Raw genomic sequence first — 15,105 nt, forward strand, 5'->3', positions numbered from 1 at the left:
TGCCTCCAGTGCGAAGTTCAGGAATCGAGCGCGAGCAGCGCCCGCACGTCATGGTCGGAAGAGTGGCTCCACCGCGGCTCCGTGGGCCGTCGAGCCGGCACCTCGGAGGTTCCAGGCAGCAGCCCGTCCACCGTTCCAGAGAGGCCCCCATCCACCACCCAGATGGCGCCATTCACCCGGCGCGTCTTGGGCCCCAGGAGGAGCTCGGTGACGTCGGCGACATCCTCCGCCGTGCAGATCTCCCCGCCCGGCGTGGCGGCCTCCCAACGCGCGACGCGCGCCGCCGCGTCCGGGAACATGCCGAGCAGCTCCCCATGCACCGGCCCCGCGGACACGCAGTTCGTGCGGATGCCCTCCGGCGCCAGCTCCGCGGCGAGATATCGCGTCAACGACTCCACGCCCGCCTTCACCACGCCCTGGCACCCCAGGTCGTGCATGTAGCGCTGGGACATGGACGTGGACATGGTCACGATGCTGCCGCCGCCTCGCGCGGCCATCAGCGGCCTCGCACGCATCGCGCACTCGTAGGTCCCGGTGATGCAGGTGCGGAAGGCCTTGTCCCAATCACGCGGCGCGATGCGATCGAACGGGCCGATGAGGCCGTTGGAGGCATTGCACACCAGGAAGTCCAAGCCGCCACATTGCGCCACGATGGTGGCGAACATCCGGTCCAGGTGCTCCTCCTGCGCGACCGAGCCCCACACGTGGAGGGCCTTGCCTCCCGCGGCATTCAGCTCCGCCACCGTGCGCTCACCCTCATCGCGCGAGTGGAAGGAGTTCACCACCACTGTGGCGCCCGCACCCGCCAATCGCGCCGCGATGACCTTGCCAATCCCCTTCCCCGCCCCCGTGACGAACGCAACCTTGCCTTCGAATGGAAGCTCCACCGGAGGGGGTGAACGGCGTGGCGTCTGGACCCCACGCACGGGCTGCGCGGGCGTGGGTGGAGGTGCCAGACGTGAGCGCGCCATCTCACAGATGGCGGCGATGGTGCGCAGGCGCTGGGAAGGCGGTGGCGCGTCCGTCAGCCCCAACTCCCGCACGAGCACGGCCAGGATCTCCGCCTGCTTGACGGAGTCGATGCCCAGCTCGTCCTCCAGGTCCGCGTCCGGCGTCAGCAGCGCTTCCGGATACCGCGTGACGCGCGCGAAGACGTCACGCACCCGAGCTTCCAGCTCGCCATTCACCGGCGCCGACGGCGCGCGCGGAGCCACGGGTGCTGGCGGTGCGGAAACCCCTGGCGCCGCGACGGGAGCTGGCGACGGCTGCGCCCGCGCGACCCACTGCCCCACGACCTCCGCGACGGCCCCCAACGTGCGCGCCTGTGCGCCGCGAGGCAGCCGGTCCGACGGAATGTCGAACTCGCGTCCCACCACGGCGGCAATCTCGGCGAGCTTGACCGAGTCGATGCCCAGCTCATCCTCGAGCTGCGCATCCGCCGTCAGGATGTCGAAGGGATAACGCGTGACCTCGGCGGCACAGCGACGGATGCGCTCCAGGATGTCCGCGGCGGCCAGAGTGCTCTGATGTGATGCATGGTGTGTAGTCATTGCCGACCCTCGTGCTCTGGTTCGCGGCAATGAATGCATCAGCGGTCTGACACGACTTGCGGAGGCGGGTGACGCGTCACACACCGTTCACAAAGCGGCACGCAAACCGCATGCGTGCGAAATATTTCCTGGGCACTTTACATCAGCACAGCGTCGGTGCCGGCGCGTTCACGGGCGCCGGCGGCCTGCTCGCTGGGCGGACGGCGCTCGCGCCTCCAACCTGGCGCCGTGGCACGGATGCCACGGCCGAGCTTCACTCACCTGTCCTTGGACAGAATGAGCACGCTGTAGGGACCCAGGTTGTTCAGCGTGCCGCTGGCGGGCATGCCGTCCTTGCCATTCCACCGGCCGCCCACGTCGAAGCTCTGGGCATTGCCGAAGTCGCCGGAGTAGCCCTGCCAGTCGCTGTTGAAGCGGACCTTCCACGTGCCGTCATCGGGCAGCCCCAGGTCGTAGTTGGACAGGTGCTTGCCGCCCATGTTCACCACGACGATGGTGTCATCGCCCGCGCCGCCCTTGTCCCAGCGGTGGAAGGCGACGACCTTGTCGTTGTTGTTCACGTGGTGGACGTTGACGTTCTCACCGCGCAGGCCGGCGGTGTTGTCGTTCCAGTTGCGGCGCAGCTTGATGAGGTCCGTGTACGCCTGGTTGATGCCGGCGAAGGTCTCCTTCTTCTTCCAGTCGAGCGGGTCCGCGTCCTGGAAGTGACCGTCCTCGAGGAACTCCTGGCCCTGGAAGATCATCGGGATGCCGGGGCTCGTCATCGTGAGCGCGGCGCCAATGATGGAGCGCTTCTTGGCGTGGTAGCCGCCGGCGTCCCAGCCGCCCACCTCGCTGGGCAGACGCTGCTTGCCGTTGGCCACCTCGTCGTGGCTCTCCGTGTAGATGACGCGCTGGAGGGCGCTGCCGTTGTACTTGAAGCGGATGGCGTCAGCGACGGCGTTCATGTCCCGATCGCTGTCCGAGAACGCCGTCAACGCTTCACGCATCGGGTGGACGAAGTTGGAGTCCCACTGGCTGTCGAAGTTCGCGCCGTCCGGGTGCGTGAGGGCGCCGTCGCCGCCCAGGTCCTCGGCGATGATGATCTTCTGCGGGAACTCGCGGTTGACGGCATCGTTGATGTCGCGGAGCAACTGCCACCCTTCCGGGTTGTCCACGCCGCTCGCCATCCGGATTTCCTTGGTGGCGTCCACGCGCAGGCCATCCATGTGGTACTCGCGCAGCCACATCATCGCGTTGTCGCGCAGGTAGTCGCGGACCTCGTGGCGGCCGTAGTCGGGCCGGGTGTCGCCCCACGGCGTCTTGGCGCGCCAGTCCGTGTAGAAGTAGCTGCCGCCCTTGCCGTACGTCTCACCGTCGAAGTCCCAGTGCGGCAGGTCGGTGGGCCCCAGGTGGTTGTAGACGACGTCCATCACCACGCCGATGCCGCGCTTGTGGGCCTCGTCGACGAAGCGCTTGAGGTCATCCGGCGTGCCGTACGCGCTCTCCGGCGCGTTGGGATAGGCCGGGTTGTAGCCCCAACTGAAGTCCGCCGCGAACTCGGCCGACGGCATCATCTTGATGACGTTGATGCCCAGGTCCGTCAGGTGGTCCAGCTTGTCGATGGCACTCTGCCAGTTGCCCGGGCCCCAGCCGGGCTCGTCGTTGAAGGTGCCCACGTGCATCTCGTAGATGACCGCCTCGTTCCAGGGCGGCATCCGGAAGTCGTGGTCGTGCTTCCACTGGTACGAGTTGTGGTCGACGACGATGGAGTTGCCCGTGGAGTTGGTGACGTCATAGGCGCGCGGGTCACCCTTCCACCGCCAGTCGCCGTACTTGCCCTGGATGACGTACTGGTACTGGTCACCCGCCTTCGCGCCCGGGACATCGAGCGAGAAGTTGCCGCTCGGCTCCCGCTGCAGCTCCACGGCTTGCCAGTTGCTGAAGTCACCCGCCACCTGCACGCGCTGCGCGTTGGGCGCCCACACGCGGAACATGGTGCCGCCGTCGTACGGCAGCGCGCCCATGCCGGGGCGGCTGGACGGCTGGGTGGGCATCGCCGTCGCGCTCAAGCGCAGGGGCTCGGGCAGCAGGCTGCCGCTCTTGCGCGACAGCGTCTGCGGCGTGGGCGCACCGCCACGGCTCGCCTGGAACGTGTTGACCTGGCGCTGGGAGTCGGCGTTGCGCGTCTGCTTCGCGTCGTCGAAGAAGTCCTTCACGGACGCACGCGGAGTCGCGGGCTTCGCGGACGCCGCGTTCTCCTTCGCGCGGGGCTCGGCGGAATCCGAGGAACGCTGCGAAGCGGCGCTTTTGTTGGAGGAGGCGGGTCGGCTCGGTTGATGGATCCGGGAGGTCATGGCTCGGCCGCTGTTCGATCGAAGAAGTGGGGGGCTTCGTCCCAGTATCGGCGGCGTGGAGGGCGGGTTGCGTACGCCACGCGCAATTTTCCGCTGATGTCCGACAACGGACCGGCCCTTTGCCGCGAATACCGTGATTGCTCGGTTCAGAGGCGCCCGGCGCCACCGGTCCACTCGGTTCAGAGGCCCATGGCGACTGCGCTAGAACCCCAGCATGTCGGACTCAGACGACTTCCGCCTCAACGCGCTGTCCCGGTACCGAAAGACGTCCAACCACCTCGCGCTCGAGGTGCACAGCTCGTGTGAGGTGCCGGCGGGCTGCGGCGGCGTGGTGCTGCGCTGGCGGAAGCCCGGCGCGCCCATCGGTATCTCACTGAGGGTGTATGTCGCCGGTGGCGCGAAGGACCTGTGCCTCGACGGGAAGCCCCTGGTGGAGCAGCGGACAACGCTGACACCTGGCCCCCACGTCGTGTCCTTCCAGGCCGACGCACCTGGCAGCGCGGGCTTCGTCTTGATGAAGGCCGAGCTCAACCCCGAAATCTCCACCGCCTCCAACCCGGTGGCCGCGTCGTCAGCGAATGGCCAGTGGAAGGCCTCCACGCGGCCGCCGCACGATGGATGGCGGCACCCAGGGTTCTTCGATTCGGACTTCGCGCCCATGGTGGCGCTCCCCGTTCCCAAACCGGCCCCGTCGTCGCAGGAATGGCTCTGGGAATGGCTGCGGAAGGACGTCACAGGACTGGGAGTGGAAACACCGGCGGCGATGGCCTGGGTCCGTTGGTCCTTCCACCTGGACGACAAGGGCTTCTCATGAGCCGCCCTTCCCTGGTGCTCATCCCGCAGCACTTCGGCGCCCTGCTCTTCGACCGGCGCTCGTCGCGGTACCTGCCGTTCGACGCGGACGCGGCCGACGTGCTCGGCCGACTGACGGAGCGCCCCGCCCATGACGTCATCGACGAAGCGTCCGAGGCATCACGCGACGCCGTCGAGGGACTCGTTCGGCACTTGAGCCAGAAGGGCTACTTGCGGATGGATGGCCGGCTCGCGGCGGCGCGCATCGACCGCGCTGCTCCCCCGGCGGACCATCTCCTGGGCCCGCTCGCCGTCCACCTGGAGGTCATTGGTGCGTGCAACCTCACGTGCTCGCACTGCTTCGCGGGTGAGTTGCCACGCAATCAGTCCCCGCTGTCAGTGAAGGAGATGGACGGCCTCTTCGCGCAGCTCGCGGCGCTGGGGAGCTTCCGCCTGGGGCTCACGGGCGGAGAGCCGTTGATGCGCAAGGACCTGCTGGACATCCTCGACGCGGCCACCGGCCACGGCCTCCATCCGTGCATCACCACCAACGCGCTGCTCATCGATGAACGGTGGGCCCGCGAGCTGGGCCAGCGCGAACTCGTCTGGCTGAACGTCTCGCTGGAGGGCGGAAACGCGGTGACGAACGACGCGGTCCGCGGCGCTGGCGTCTTCGACCGGGTGGTCGAAAAGCTCGCCCTGCTCGGCCAACACGCGCGCTTCACGCTCGCCTTCACCCTCACGCGCAACAACGTGGCGGAGGTCGAGGCGTGCGTCGAGCTGGCCCGGAAGGTGGGCGCCCACACCGCCGTCTTCCGTCCCCTCTACCCCGTGGGCACGGCCGTGAAGCACCCGGAGCTGATGCCCACGTTCGAGGGCTACGTGGACGCACTCGAGCGGCTGGAGCACGTCGAGGCGGACTCCGACCTGTTCGCGATCGACCCCTTCAGCCCGTCGGCCCGAGAAGCGCTGCGCGGCGTGGTGACGCAGGGGCCGGGCTGCGGCGCGGCGAACACGGTGGCCTCCGTGTCCGTGCAGGGCAACGTGAACCCCTGCAGCTTCCTGGGCCGCGCGTTCGAAGCCGGCAACATCCGGGCACGGCCCTTCGAGGACATCTGGCGGGACGGACAGGCCTTCATGCGGCTGCGCGCGCAGCAGGCCGGAGACCGCTTCACGGGCGGGTGCCGCGCCCGCGCGCAGTTCTTCAACGGCTCCGCGTTCGCGGAAGACCCCTGGCAGGCACAGGCGCAGGCACAGCGGGGACCCCGCCGATGATCGCCGCCGCCCTGTCACGTGCCCGCCTGCAGCGCGCGAGTGGCGACCTCGAAGGCGCTGCCGCCACGCTGGACGCGGTCGCCTTTCAAGCACGAGTGGAAGTCGTGCCGCTGCTCCGAGACGTCCTGAATCAGCTTGCCGTGGTCGAACAGGGGCTCCGGTTCCGCTACATCCCCGCGGGCACCTTCATCATGGGCAGCCATGAGGGCGAACCCGACGAGCGGCCGGAACACGCGGTGGCGCTGCCCGGGTTCTGGATGAGCGAGGTGCCGCTGAGCTGGAGCGACTTCACGCGGCTGCTGGGGTGGCCCGACCCATCCGAGCTCCCCACGGCGGACCAAGTCGAGGGACTGGAGGCGCCCCTGAAGTACGCCTTCGACTCGCGAGTCCGCCTCCAGTACTGCGAGGACGCAACGGTCCAAGCCAGGCAGGATTGGCACGCCCATGATCCCAACGCCTGGCGGCCCCGCGACGGCCAGCGCAAGTCGTCCCAAGAGATGTTCGGGGCCCCCGAACGCACGAGCGCGGGCCCGTACCGGTACAGCACGAAGCCCATGGTCGCGGTCGATCACGCGCTCGCGGAGGGGTTCGCCCGCCGCATCAGCACCCCATCCATCACCTACCGGCTGCCCACCGAGGCGGAGTGGGAACGCGCGGCCCGAGGCTGCTTCCAGCGCGCGCGCTACCCATGGGGAGACGCGCCACCCGACAGCCGACACGCGGACTTCGATCGCTTCGGAGACTTCTCGCTCCGGCCCTCGCGCGGGTTCCCGCCGAACGACTACGGCCTGTTCAGCATGGCCGGTGGCGTGAGCGAGTGGTGCCAGGACGCCTACGACGCGCAGGCCTATGCGACGCCGGGCCACGGCACCGGACCGGCCACCGTCTTGAGTCAAGCGCCAGAGCAGCTCGCGCACGTGCTGCGCGGAGGCGCCTGGGCGGACTGCGCGGAAGCACTGCGCGTCAGCTTCCGGTCCGCGAGTGACTCAGGCCAGTCCCCCACCATCGGCTTCCGGCTGGTCCGGATGCCCGCACGGCGGTGACGCGAGGCCCCGGCGACGGGGCCCGCCGCCCGCGAAACTAGCCGACCGCGGCGACCGGTTCGGTCGCCGCCTCCGGGAGCGCATCGAAGCTCTCGAAGGGATTCTCCAGCATCTCCCGCAGCGTGTTGGCGAGCACGCCCGCATGGAAACCGTCGATGAAGCGGTGGTCGAAGGTGGCGTTGATGTTCATCACCTTGCCCGGCACCACCTTGCCGTCCTCCACCACGGGGACCTCCTTCACCGCGCCGGGCGCGACGAAGATGGGCACGCGGGTGTACGGCGCCAGCGGCACGTAGGCCGTGTCCAGCCCCAGCGAGCCCACGTTGGTGATGATGGCGGACCCGAAGGCGTCCTTCGGCATGCCGAACCGGCTCATGTCCAGGTTCAGCGTGTACATGAAGAAGGACAAGAGCCAGGTGAAGGTGTTGAGGAAGAGGTAGGGAATCTTCTGGATGGTCCCCTTGCCCTTCTCCAGCGCCACGTCGCGGCGCTCGCGGACGCGGCGGACCGCCTCCTCCAGATCGTTGGCGATCTCCTTCAGGTTCTTCTTGTCCGCGTCCTCGATGCGCGCCGACGTGAGGTCCACCTTGCCGCCGTCCGTCTGGACCACCAGCGTGGACAGCGTCACCCGCTGGCGCAGGTAGATGCGGTTGAAGCGGAGGATGGCGTTGGCGTCCGGGCAACGGCGCAGCGCCTCGCCCATGGCCTTGGCCACCAGGTGCGTCACTGTGAGACGGATGCCGGTCCGCTGACGGAAGGCCTCGATGTAGGCCATCGCCTTGTCCATGCGGACGGTCAGCGTTCCGTAGACGGTGGGATCATACGCCGTCTTCCAACTGCCAATCGCAAGCTTCCGAAAGCTCGACAGGTCCCGCTTGGGGATCAACTCCAGATGCGCCATGGCCCCAGTGTCGCCGCTCGCCCCACCTCAAGGGAAGGCCGGCAGGCGCCTTCGCTCCGCCTGCTCGCTCCCGACTCAACATGACGCGCTGGGTCGCCGTTCAGACCCGATCGGAAACCCGCCCTCACAGGCCCGCGAAACGCGCCCCACCCACCACGACTTCCGGGGTTGGCCCTGGCGGGCGCTGGCGCGGGCCAGGAATTCGCCGGAAACGGAAAATTAAAGGCATTCACTGGCTCGCTCGTGCACTCGGGACGTCAATTCCAAGCAACGCCAGTTGTTTCTCGGGAGAGGTCGGGAAGACCCATTTACATCCGGGGTCCAGACGGAAGACCATACGCACTCCATGGCTGGCTTCCGCTTCTGCTCCGTGCGTGCGTTCGTAGCGCCCACGCGTTTCCTGCTGGGCTCCGCGCTTCTGCTGATGTTCGCTCTGACCTCCACGGCCCAAGCGGCGGAGTCGGGGCCTTCTCCCGTCAACGTGCTCGACGGCTGGCGCTTCCGGTGGGGGGACTCCCCCGTGGCATCGGATGGCGCGTTCCTCTGGGCAAAGGAGGCGGGCGACACGAAGGACTGGCGCACGACGCCGGCCCTGGTGACGCCCGAAGGCCGGGGCGACAACACCTTCATGTGGCTCAGCATCCCGATTCCCGAGGGTGGCTGGACCGAGCCCGCGCTGTACCTGGGCGAGGTCACCCACGCGATGGAAGCGTACGTGGATGGCAAGCACATCTACACGAACGGCAAGCTGCGCACGAACACGCATGAGATCAGCGAGAACCTCTCCTGGCATCTCATCCCGCTGCCGCGCGAGGTCCAAGGCAAGCGCGTGCTGCTGCGCATCCAATCCAACAACCCCAACATCGGCGTGTTCCAGGCCGCGCAGGTGGGCGCGCGCTACGACCTGCTCGTGTTCGTCACGCGCCAGGGCGAGGCGGCCTTCGTCGTCGCCTGCCTCCTCTTCGCGGTGTCGCTGGGCGCGGGCGGCGCATTCGCCCTGCACTGGCGGCGGCGGATGCTGGCCGGCCTGGCCGTGTCGGCGGGCAGCGGCGGCGCCATCCTGCTGGGCCTGAGCGGCATGCCCATGGCGCTCTGGGGCACGTCGGGCCCCGCGACGCTGGGCACCACGGTAGGCATCTTCCTGCTCGTCGCCGGATTGATGGAGTTCGTGTCGGACGCGCTGCTCGACAACCGGCGCGGCTGGTTCCAACGCGCGACGACGGTGTTCACCCCCGTGGCGGCGGTGTGCGCCCTGGCCTCGCTGATGGACCTGGGCATTGGCCAGCGCATCCTCGTGCCCTTCCTGCCCCTGGCCGTCCTCACCCTGGTCGTGGTGCTCGTGGTGGCGGTGGTGCAGGCGTGGATGGGCAACCCGGACGCGCGCCTGTTCGTGGGCGGCTTCGCGGGACTGGTGCTCTCCATCGTCATCACCATCCTCCCCGTCATCGGCCTGGTGAGCTGGAACATCGGCAACGTCACGCACTGGGGCTACGTCACGCTGGTCATGTCCCTGCTGGGCATCGTCACCCGCCGCTCCATCCAGGTGGTGCGCACGCTGGAAGCGCACACCCACCAGTTGGAGGCGCGCGCGCAGGAAGTCCGCAACCTGGCCGAGCGCATGGGCAACGGCGCCGGCGAGCTCGCCACCGTGGTGCAGCAGCTCCGCGCTTCCAGCGATGAGCAGACCGAGGGCGTGAGCCGTCAGGCCGTGGCGCTCCAGGAGGCGGAGCAGACGGTGAAGGAGATCCGCCGCAGCTCGCAGATGACGGCGGAGAAGGCCAGCGCGCTCGCGTCCTCGGCGGAGAGCGCCGAGCTGGTGGGCCGCGAAGGCACGGCGGCCCTGGAGCGCACCCTGTCGGACCTCGCGGCCATCCGCACCGAGGTGTCCGACATGGCCCGGCGCATCTTCGCGCTCGACGAGCGCACTCGCGAGGTCTCCGGCATCGTGGACTCCGTGAAGGACCTCGCGGACCAGTCCAACATGCTGGCCATCAACGCCGCCATCGAAGCGGCGCGCAGCGGCGAGAGCGGCCGGGGCTTCGGCGTCGTCGCCCGCGAGATGCGCGGCCTGGCCGACCAGTCCATCCAGGCCACGCACCGCATCCGCGAGGTGCTCGACGGCGTCAGCAACAGCATGCGTGAGGCCGCGCGCTCCAGCGAGAAGGGCGACGAGCGCGTCAAGCAGAGCCTCGACGCCGTTCGTACCTCCAGCGCGCAGTTCCAGCAGTTGGCCGACATGATTGGCGACACCAGCTCCAGCGTGCGGCAGATCACCGCCGCCGTCAGCGCGCAGGACGCGGGCACGCACCAAATGGCGCAGGCCATCCAGGAGCTGTCCGGCCAGATGCAGCGCACGCTGAAGACGGTGCAGGAGACGCAGGAGGCCACCCGCTCCGTGCAGACGCTCGCGGAGAGCATGTCCTCCATGGCCAGCCAGACGCTCAAGGCGGAAGGCCTGTCCGTCCCCGGCGCGCAGCCTCGCTAGAACGCAGTTCCGGTGCGCCTCCGGGCCTCGCGGCATCCTCGCCGCGGCTCGGAGGCCACCTCCGTGGGCGCTGTCAGCGCAGCGCCTGCGCCAGGAAGGGCGCGGTCGCGCTGAAGGGCTGCTCCACCACCACCTCGGGGGGGCCGGCCACGACGACGCGCCCGCCCTTGCCCCCCGCGCCCGGTCCCATGTCGATGACCCAGTCGCTGGCGGCCACCACGCGCATGTCGTGCTCCACCAGGATGACGGTGTTGCCCGCCGCCACCAGTCCCTCGAGCTGCGACATCAGCTTGTCCACGTCCGAGGGGTGCAACCCCGTGGTGGGTTCGTCCAGGACGTAGAGCGTGTTGCCCCGCTGAGGCCGCTGAAGCTCCGTCGCCAGCTTGATGCGCTGGGCCTCGCCACCGGACAGCTCCGTCGCGGGCTGCCCCAGGCGCAGGTAGCCCAGGCCCACCTCCCGCAGCACGGCGAGCGGACGCTGCACCAGGGGCTCCTCGCTGAAGAAGTCGTGGGCGGCGTCCACCGTCAGGCCCAGCACTTCCGCGATGTTCTTGCCCCGGTATTGAACCTCCAGCGTCTTCGCGTTGTACCGGGCGCCCTGGCACGTGGGACACGGCGCGTAGACGCTGGGCAGGAAGAGCAGCTCCACGCTGACGAAGCCCTCGCCCTCGCACGTCTCGCAGCGGCCCTTGGCCACGTTGAAGGAGAAGCGGCCCACGTCGTAGCGACGAGCCCGGGCGGTGGGCGTCGCGGCGAAGAGCTTGCGGACGCTGTCGAACAGGCCCGTGTACGTCGCCAGGTTGGAGCGCGGCGTGCGGCCAATGGGCTTCTGGTCCACGCGGACCAGCCGCTTGATGCCCTCCATGCCCGAGGCAATCCGGCCGCCGGTGGTCTTCACGACGGTGCGCTCCAGCTCCTCGCCCTCGTCGTCCTCCAGCGGCGCCTCATGGCCCAGGTGGCTGGCGACCAGCTCCACCAGGACCTGGCTCACGAGGCTCGACTTGCCCGAGCCAGACACGCCCGACACCGTGGTGAGGACGCCCAGCGGGAACTCGACATCCAGCTCGCGCAGGTTGTTGCGGGACACGCCCTGGAGACAGAGCCACCCCTTGGGCGAGCGGCGCGTCCGGTGGGGCGCCTTGGCGTCGCCGAACAGGTAGCGCCGCGTGTGGGACGCCTTCACCGACGCCAGCCCGTCGAGCGGCCCGCTGTAGAGCACCCGTCCGCCCTGCTCGCCCGCCTCGGGGCCCACGTCGACAATCCAGTCCGCGTGGCGGATGACGTCCACCTCGTGCTCCACCACGAACAGCGAGTTGCCCGCGCCCTTGAGCTGGTCCAACGCGCGCAGCAGCGCCTCGGTGTCCGCGGGGTGAAGGCCGGCGGAGGGCTCGTCGAGCACGTACACCACGCCGAACAGGTTGGAGCGCACCTGCGTGGCGAGCCGCAGTCGCTGAAGCTCCCCCGGCGACAGCGTGGGCGTGCTGCGCTCCAGTGCCAGGTAGCCCAGCCCCAGCTCCGTCAACACGCTGACGCGCGCCAGGACGTCCCGCGCGATGCGCTGGGCGACCAGGACCTTCTCGGGGTGCGCCTTCGCGAGCGCCGCCACGTCCTGGGCCGTCCCTTCCGCCACCGGCGTCAGCAGGTCCGAAAGCTCGCTCAGCGGCAGCCGCGACAGCTCGCCGATGTCCAGCCCCGCGAACTTGACGGACAGGGCCTCGCGGCGCAGGCGCTTGCCGTGACACTGCGGGCAGTCACCGCTCACCAGGTACTGGGAGACGCGCCGCTTCATCATCGCGCTCTGCGTGGTGGCGAACGTCTGGAGCACGTAACGGCGCGCGCCCGTGAAGGTGCCCATGTAGCTGGGAGCCGCCTTCCGCTTGAGGGCCCGCTGCGTCTCGGCGGGCGTGAAGCCCGCGTACACCGGGACGGTTGGCTGCTCGTCCGTGAAGAGAATCCAGTCGCGGTCCTTCTTGGGCAACTCGCGCCACGGGCGGTCCACGTCGTAACCGAGCGTCACCAGGATGTCGCGCAGGTTCTGACCGTGCCACGCGGGCGGCCAGGCGGCGATGGCGCGCTCCCGGAGGGTCAACGTGTCGTCCGGCACCATCGACTTCTCGGTGGCTTCGTAGGTGCGGCCCAGGCCATGGCAGTGGGGGCAGGCGCCCGCGGGCGTGTTGGGCGAGAACGCGTCCGAATCCAGGTGCGGCTGGCCCTTCGGATAGGTCCCCGCGCGCGAGTAGAGGAGCCGCAGCGAGTTCGCCAACGTCGTCACGCTGCCCACGGACGAGCGGGTCGTCGGCGCGCCCCGGTGCTGCTGGAGCGCCACGGCGGGAGGCAAGCCGTCGATGGCGTCGACCTCCGGGATGCCGGCCTGGTCGATGAGGCGCCTCGCGTAGGGCGCCACGGATTCGAAGTAGCGCCGCTGGGCCTCGGCGTAGAGCGTCCCGAACGCCAACGACGACTTGCCTGAACCCGACACGCCCGTGAAGACGACCAGCGCGTCGCGCGGCATCTCGACGTCGACGTTCTTCAGGTTGTGCTCGCGCGCGCCACGCACCTGAACGAAACCGGCGCTGGCCGGGGGAGACGACTCGGAACCCTGCTTCGGACGACGCGCCCTGGCCATGCCCACCACGCTCAGATGTCGGAGGAAAAACGCGGCGGCGTTCTACCCGATGCGTCAACGCATGGGCAGCGTCAACACCAGCCGGGCGCCGGGGCCCGTGCTCTCGGCGACATGGGCATCGCCCCCGTGTCCACGCGCCACCTCTCGCACGAGGCTCAGACCCAGCCCCACGCCCCCCGCGTCCCGCTCCAGGCGGTGGAACGGCGTGAAGACGTCCTCGCGGTGGATCTCCGGGATGCCCCGGCCCTCGTCCCGCACCGCGACCTCCCATTGAGCGTCGCGACGTGCCAGCTCCAACCACACCGTGGACCCGCGTGGCGCGTAGCGGAGCGCGTTGGCGAGCAGATTGTCCACCGCCCGGCGAACCGCCATGGCGTCCATCCGGCACGGCGCCTCCGTGGGGCCTTCGACCCGCAGCGCCACGCCGCGCCGGTCCGCCTCCGCCCGGGCCCCCGCCGCGGAATCGTCGAGGAGCCCTCGCAAGTCACCGTCCTGCAAGTCGAGCGCGGCGCCCCCGGCGGCGGACAGCTCCAACAACGCATCCGCCACGGCGGCCAGCCGGTCCACCTCCCGGCGATTCTCCTCCAGCACGGTGCGCAGCTCCTCCGCCCCGCGCTCACGCCGCAGCGCCAGGTCCAGGCCGGTGCGCATCAACGCCAGGGGCGTGCGCAGCTCGTGCGCGGCGCGGGCAATGAGCCGCTCCTGGGCCTCGCGCGCGGCCCGGACTCGCAGCGACGCGTCGGCCAGGGCGAGGTGCACCTCCATGATTTCGTCGCGAGGCTCACTGGCGGACGCGGGGGACACCACGCCGCCGTCCCTGGACCGGACCACCTGCTCCGCGATGCCGTGCAGCCGGCGCGCGAGCCCCTTCGCCTGCCACCCCTGGATGCCAATCAACACCCCGCCCAGGAGCAGCGCCAGCACCGTCGCGACGGAGGTGAAGGTGCCCACCGGCTGGTCCACCGTCGCCAGGGACGCCACCAACTGGAGGACGTGGGGCACGCCCTCGGGTGAACGCACCTGCACCGTCAGCACGCGAACCCGCTGGCCCGAGACGAGCGTCCGCGTCTCCAGCCGGGACGTGGGCCCCGGCTCCGGCACCACCCGGTCCGAGACGGTGGGCGATTCAGGAGGAAAGACGCCGAGCAAGGTCCCATCCGGCCCATACAGCCGCGTGGCGGGCACGAAGGCGCGCACCTCGCCAGCCAGGGGAGAGGGCTCCACGTGCAGGTGCGGGCGGCCGTCCGGGGCATCGAAGAGGCTGACACTCTCCGCGGCGGCCTGCGACAGGAGCGCCTCATCCAACGCGCGCTCGAGCACCACGCGGAACACCTGGACGGCGACGCCCAGCGCGGCGGCCACCGCCACCACCGGCACCACCGCGCCCCACAGCCACATCCGGCGGACCAGCTTCACTTGTTGGAACCCTCGACGACCAGCCGGAAGCCCACCCCACGCACCGCCTGGATGGACACGCCGTCCGCCTTCACTTCCGCGAGCTTCGCGCGCACATACCCCACATAGACATCCACGATGTTGGGCGGACCATCGAAGCTGGGGCCCCACACCTTCGCCAGCAGGCTGGAGCGCGTGTGGACCTCGCCCGCCCGCGAGGCGAACTCGCCCAGCAGCGCGAACTCCCGGCCGGTGAGCGCCACCTCCCGGTCCTCGCACGTCAACGTCCGCCGCCGGGCATCGATGTGGATGGGGCCCACCGCCCACGTCTGGGCCTGGCCCTCGGAGCGCCGGTGGAGCGCCTCCAGCCGGGCGAGCAGCTCCTCGAAGGCGAAGGGCTTCACGAGGTAGTCGTCCGCGCCCGCGCGCAGGCCCGTCACCCGCTCCCCCACCGTGCCCCGGGCGGTGAGCATCAGGACGGGCGTCGTCAGGCCCCGTTCGCGCCAACGCCGGAGCAGGGCCACGCCGTCCATTCCGGGCAGCGCCCAGTCGAGGATGATGGCGTCGTAGGCCACCTCCCCCGCCTGGTCGAGGGCGTCCTCCGCCGTGCGGCAGGTGTCCACGAGGTGGCCCTCCTCGCCGAGCCCTCGGCGCAGCAGGTTCGCCATCCGCTCCTCGTCCTCCACCAGCAACAGCCTCAAG

The 15,105-nt window shown here is 69.8% G+C and carries 10 protein-coding genes; 4 read left to right on the top strand and 6 right to left on the bottom strand.

Annotation, left to right across the window (positions count from 1 at the left end):
• Positions 1-17: 17 nt before the first annotated feature.
• Positions 18-1,550: an SDR family oxidoreductase gene (locus tag A176_RS16685; RefSeq protein ID WP_002639341.1), complete on the bottom strand. Its 1,533-nt coding sequence runs from the start codon at positions 1,548-1,550 to the stop codon at positions 18-20.
• 257 nt (positions 1,551-1,807) lie between these two features.
• A complete protein-coding gene (locus A176_RS16690; protein WP_002639342.1) occupies positions 1,808-3,886 on the bottom strand; it encodes an alpha-amylase family glycosyl hydrolase in 2,079 nt (692 codons plus the stop codon).
• 214 nt (positions 3,887-4,100) lie between these two features.
• Between A176_RS16690 and A176_RS16695 the strand changes: the two genes are divergently transcribed.
• The 3 genes from A176_RS16695 to A176_RS16705 are packed head-to-tail and all read left to right on the top strand — an operon-like array spanning position 4,101 to position 6,996.
• Positions 4,101-4,700 (top strand): hypothetical protein, encoded by a 600-nt coding sequence (locus tag A176_RS16695; protein WP_044890440.1) that lies wholly within the window; start codon positions 4,101-4,103, stop codon positions 4,698-4,700.
• Entirely contained in the window at positions 4,697-5,953 is a 1,257-nt protein-coding gene (locus A176_RS16700; protein ID WP_002639345.1) for a radical SAM protein, read from the top strand. Before A176_RS16695 ends, A176_RS16700 begins: the two co-directional genes overlap by 4 nt.
• The gene (locus A176_RS16705) at positions 5,950-6,996 is read left to right on the top strand and encodes a formylglycine-generating enzyme family protein (RefSeq protein ID WP_002639346.1); all 1,047 of its coding nucleotides are present in this window, start codon (positions 5,950-5,952) and stop codon (positions 6,994-6,996) included. The genes A176_RS16700 and A176_RS16705 overlap by 4 nt, the downstream gene beginning before the upstream one ends.
• A gap of 37 nt (positions 6,997-7,033) precedes the next feature.
• Here the strand turns inward: A176_RS16705 and A176_RS16710 are convergent, their stop codons facing one another.
• A complete protein-coding gene (locus tag A176_RS16710; RefSeq protein WP_002639347.1) occupies positions 7,034-7,897 on the bottom strand; it encodes a 2-oxo acid dehydrogenase subunit E2 in 864 nt (287 codons plus the stop codon).
• A gap of 346 nt (positions 7,898-8,243) precedes the next feature.
• Here A176_RS16710 and A176_RS16715 point away from each other — a divergent pair, with 346 nt between their 5' ends.
• Positions 8,244-10,382 carry a methyl-accepting chemotaxis protein gene (locus A176_RS16715; RefSeq protein WP_002639349.1) on the top strand — a complete coding sequence of 713 codons (2,139 nt, stop codon included), beginning with the start codon at positions 8,244-8,246 and terminating at the stop codon, positions 10,380-10,382.
• A gap of 73 nt (positions 10,383-10,455) precedes the next feature.
• On the opposite strand, the gene uvrA is transcribed toward A176_RS16715, so the two are convergent.
• Genes uvrA through A176_RS16730 form a run of 3 tightly spaced genes read right to left on the bottom strand, consistent with a single transcriptional unit; the run spans position 10,456 to position 15,104 of the window.
• Complete coding sequence (gene uvrA, locus A176_RS16720; RefSeq protein ID WP_044890494.1) at positions 10,456-13,008, bottom strand: excinuclease ABC subunit UvrA; 2,553 nt, start codon at positions 13,006-13,008, stop codon at positions 10,456-10,458.
• Positions 13,009-13,062: 54 nt separating this feature from the next.
• Entirely contained in the window at positions 13,063-14,424 is a 1,362-nt protein-coding gene (locus tag A176_RS16725; protein WP_002639351.1) for a sensor histidine kinase, read from the bottom strand.
• Positions 14,421-15,104, bottom strand: coding sequence for a response regulator transcription factor (locus A176_RS16730; RefSeq protein ID WP_002639352.1), 684 nt, complete (start codon positions 15,102-15,104; stop codon positions 14,421-14,423). The genes A176_RS16725 and A176_RS16730 overlap by 4 nt, the downstream gene beginning before the upstream one ends.
• Position 15,105 lies beyond the last annotated feature (1 nt).

The sequence above is a fragment of the Myxococcus hansupus genome (assembly GCF_000280925.3).
Classification (GTDB): domain Bacteria; phylum Myxococcota; class Myxococcia; order Myxococcales; family Myxococcaceae; genus Myxococcus; species Myxococcus hansupus.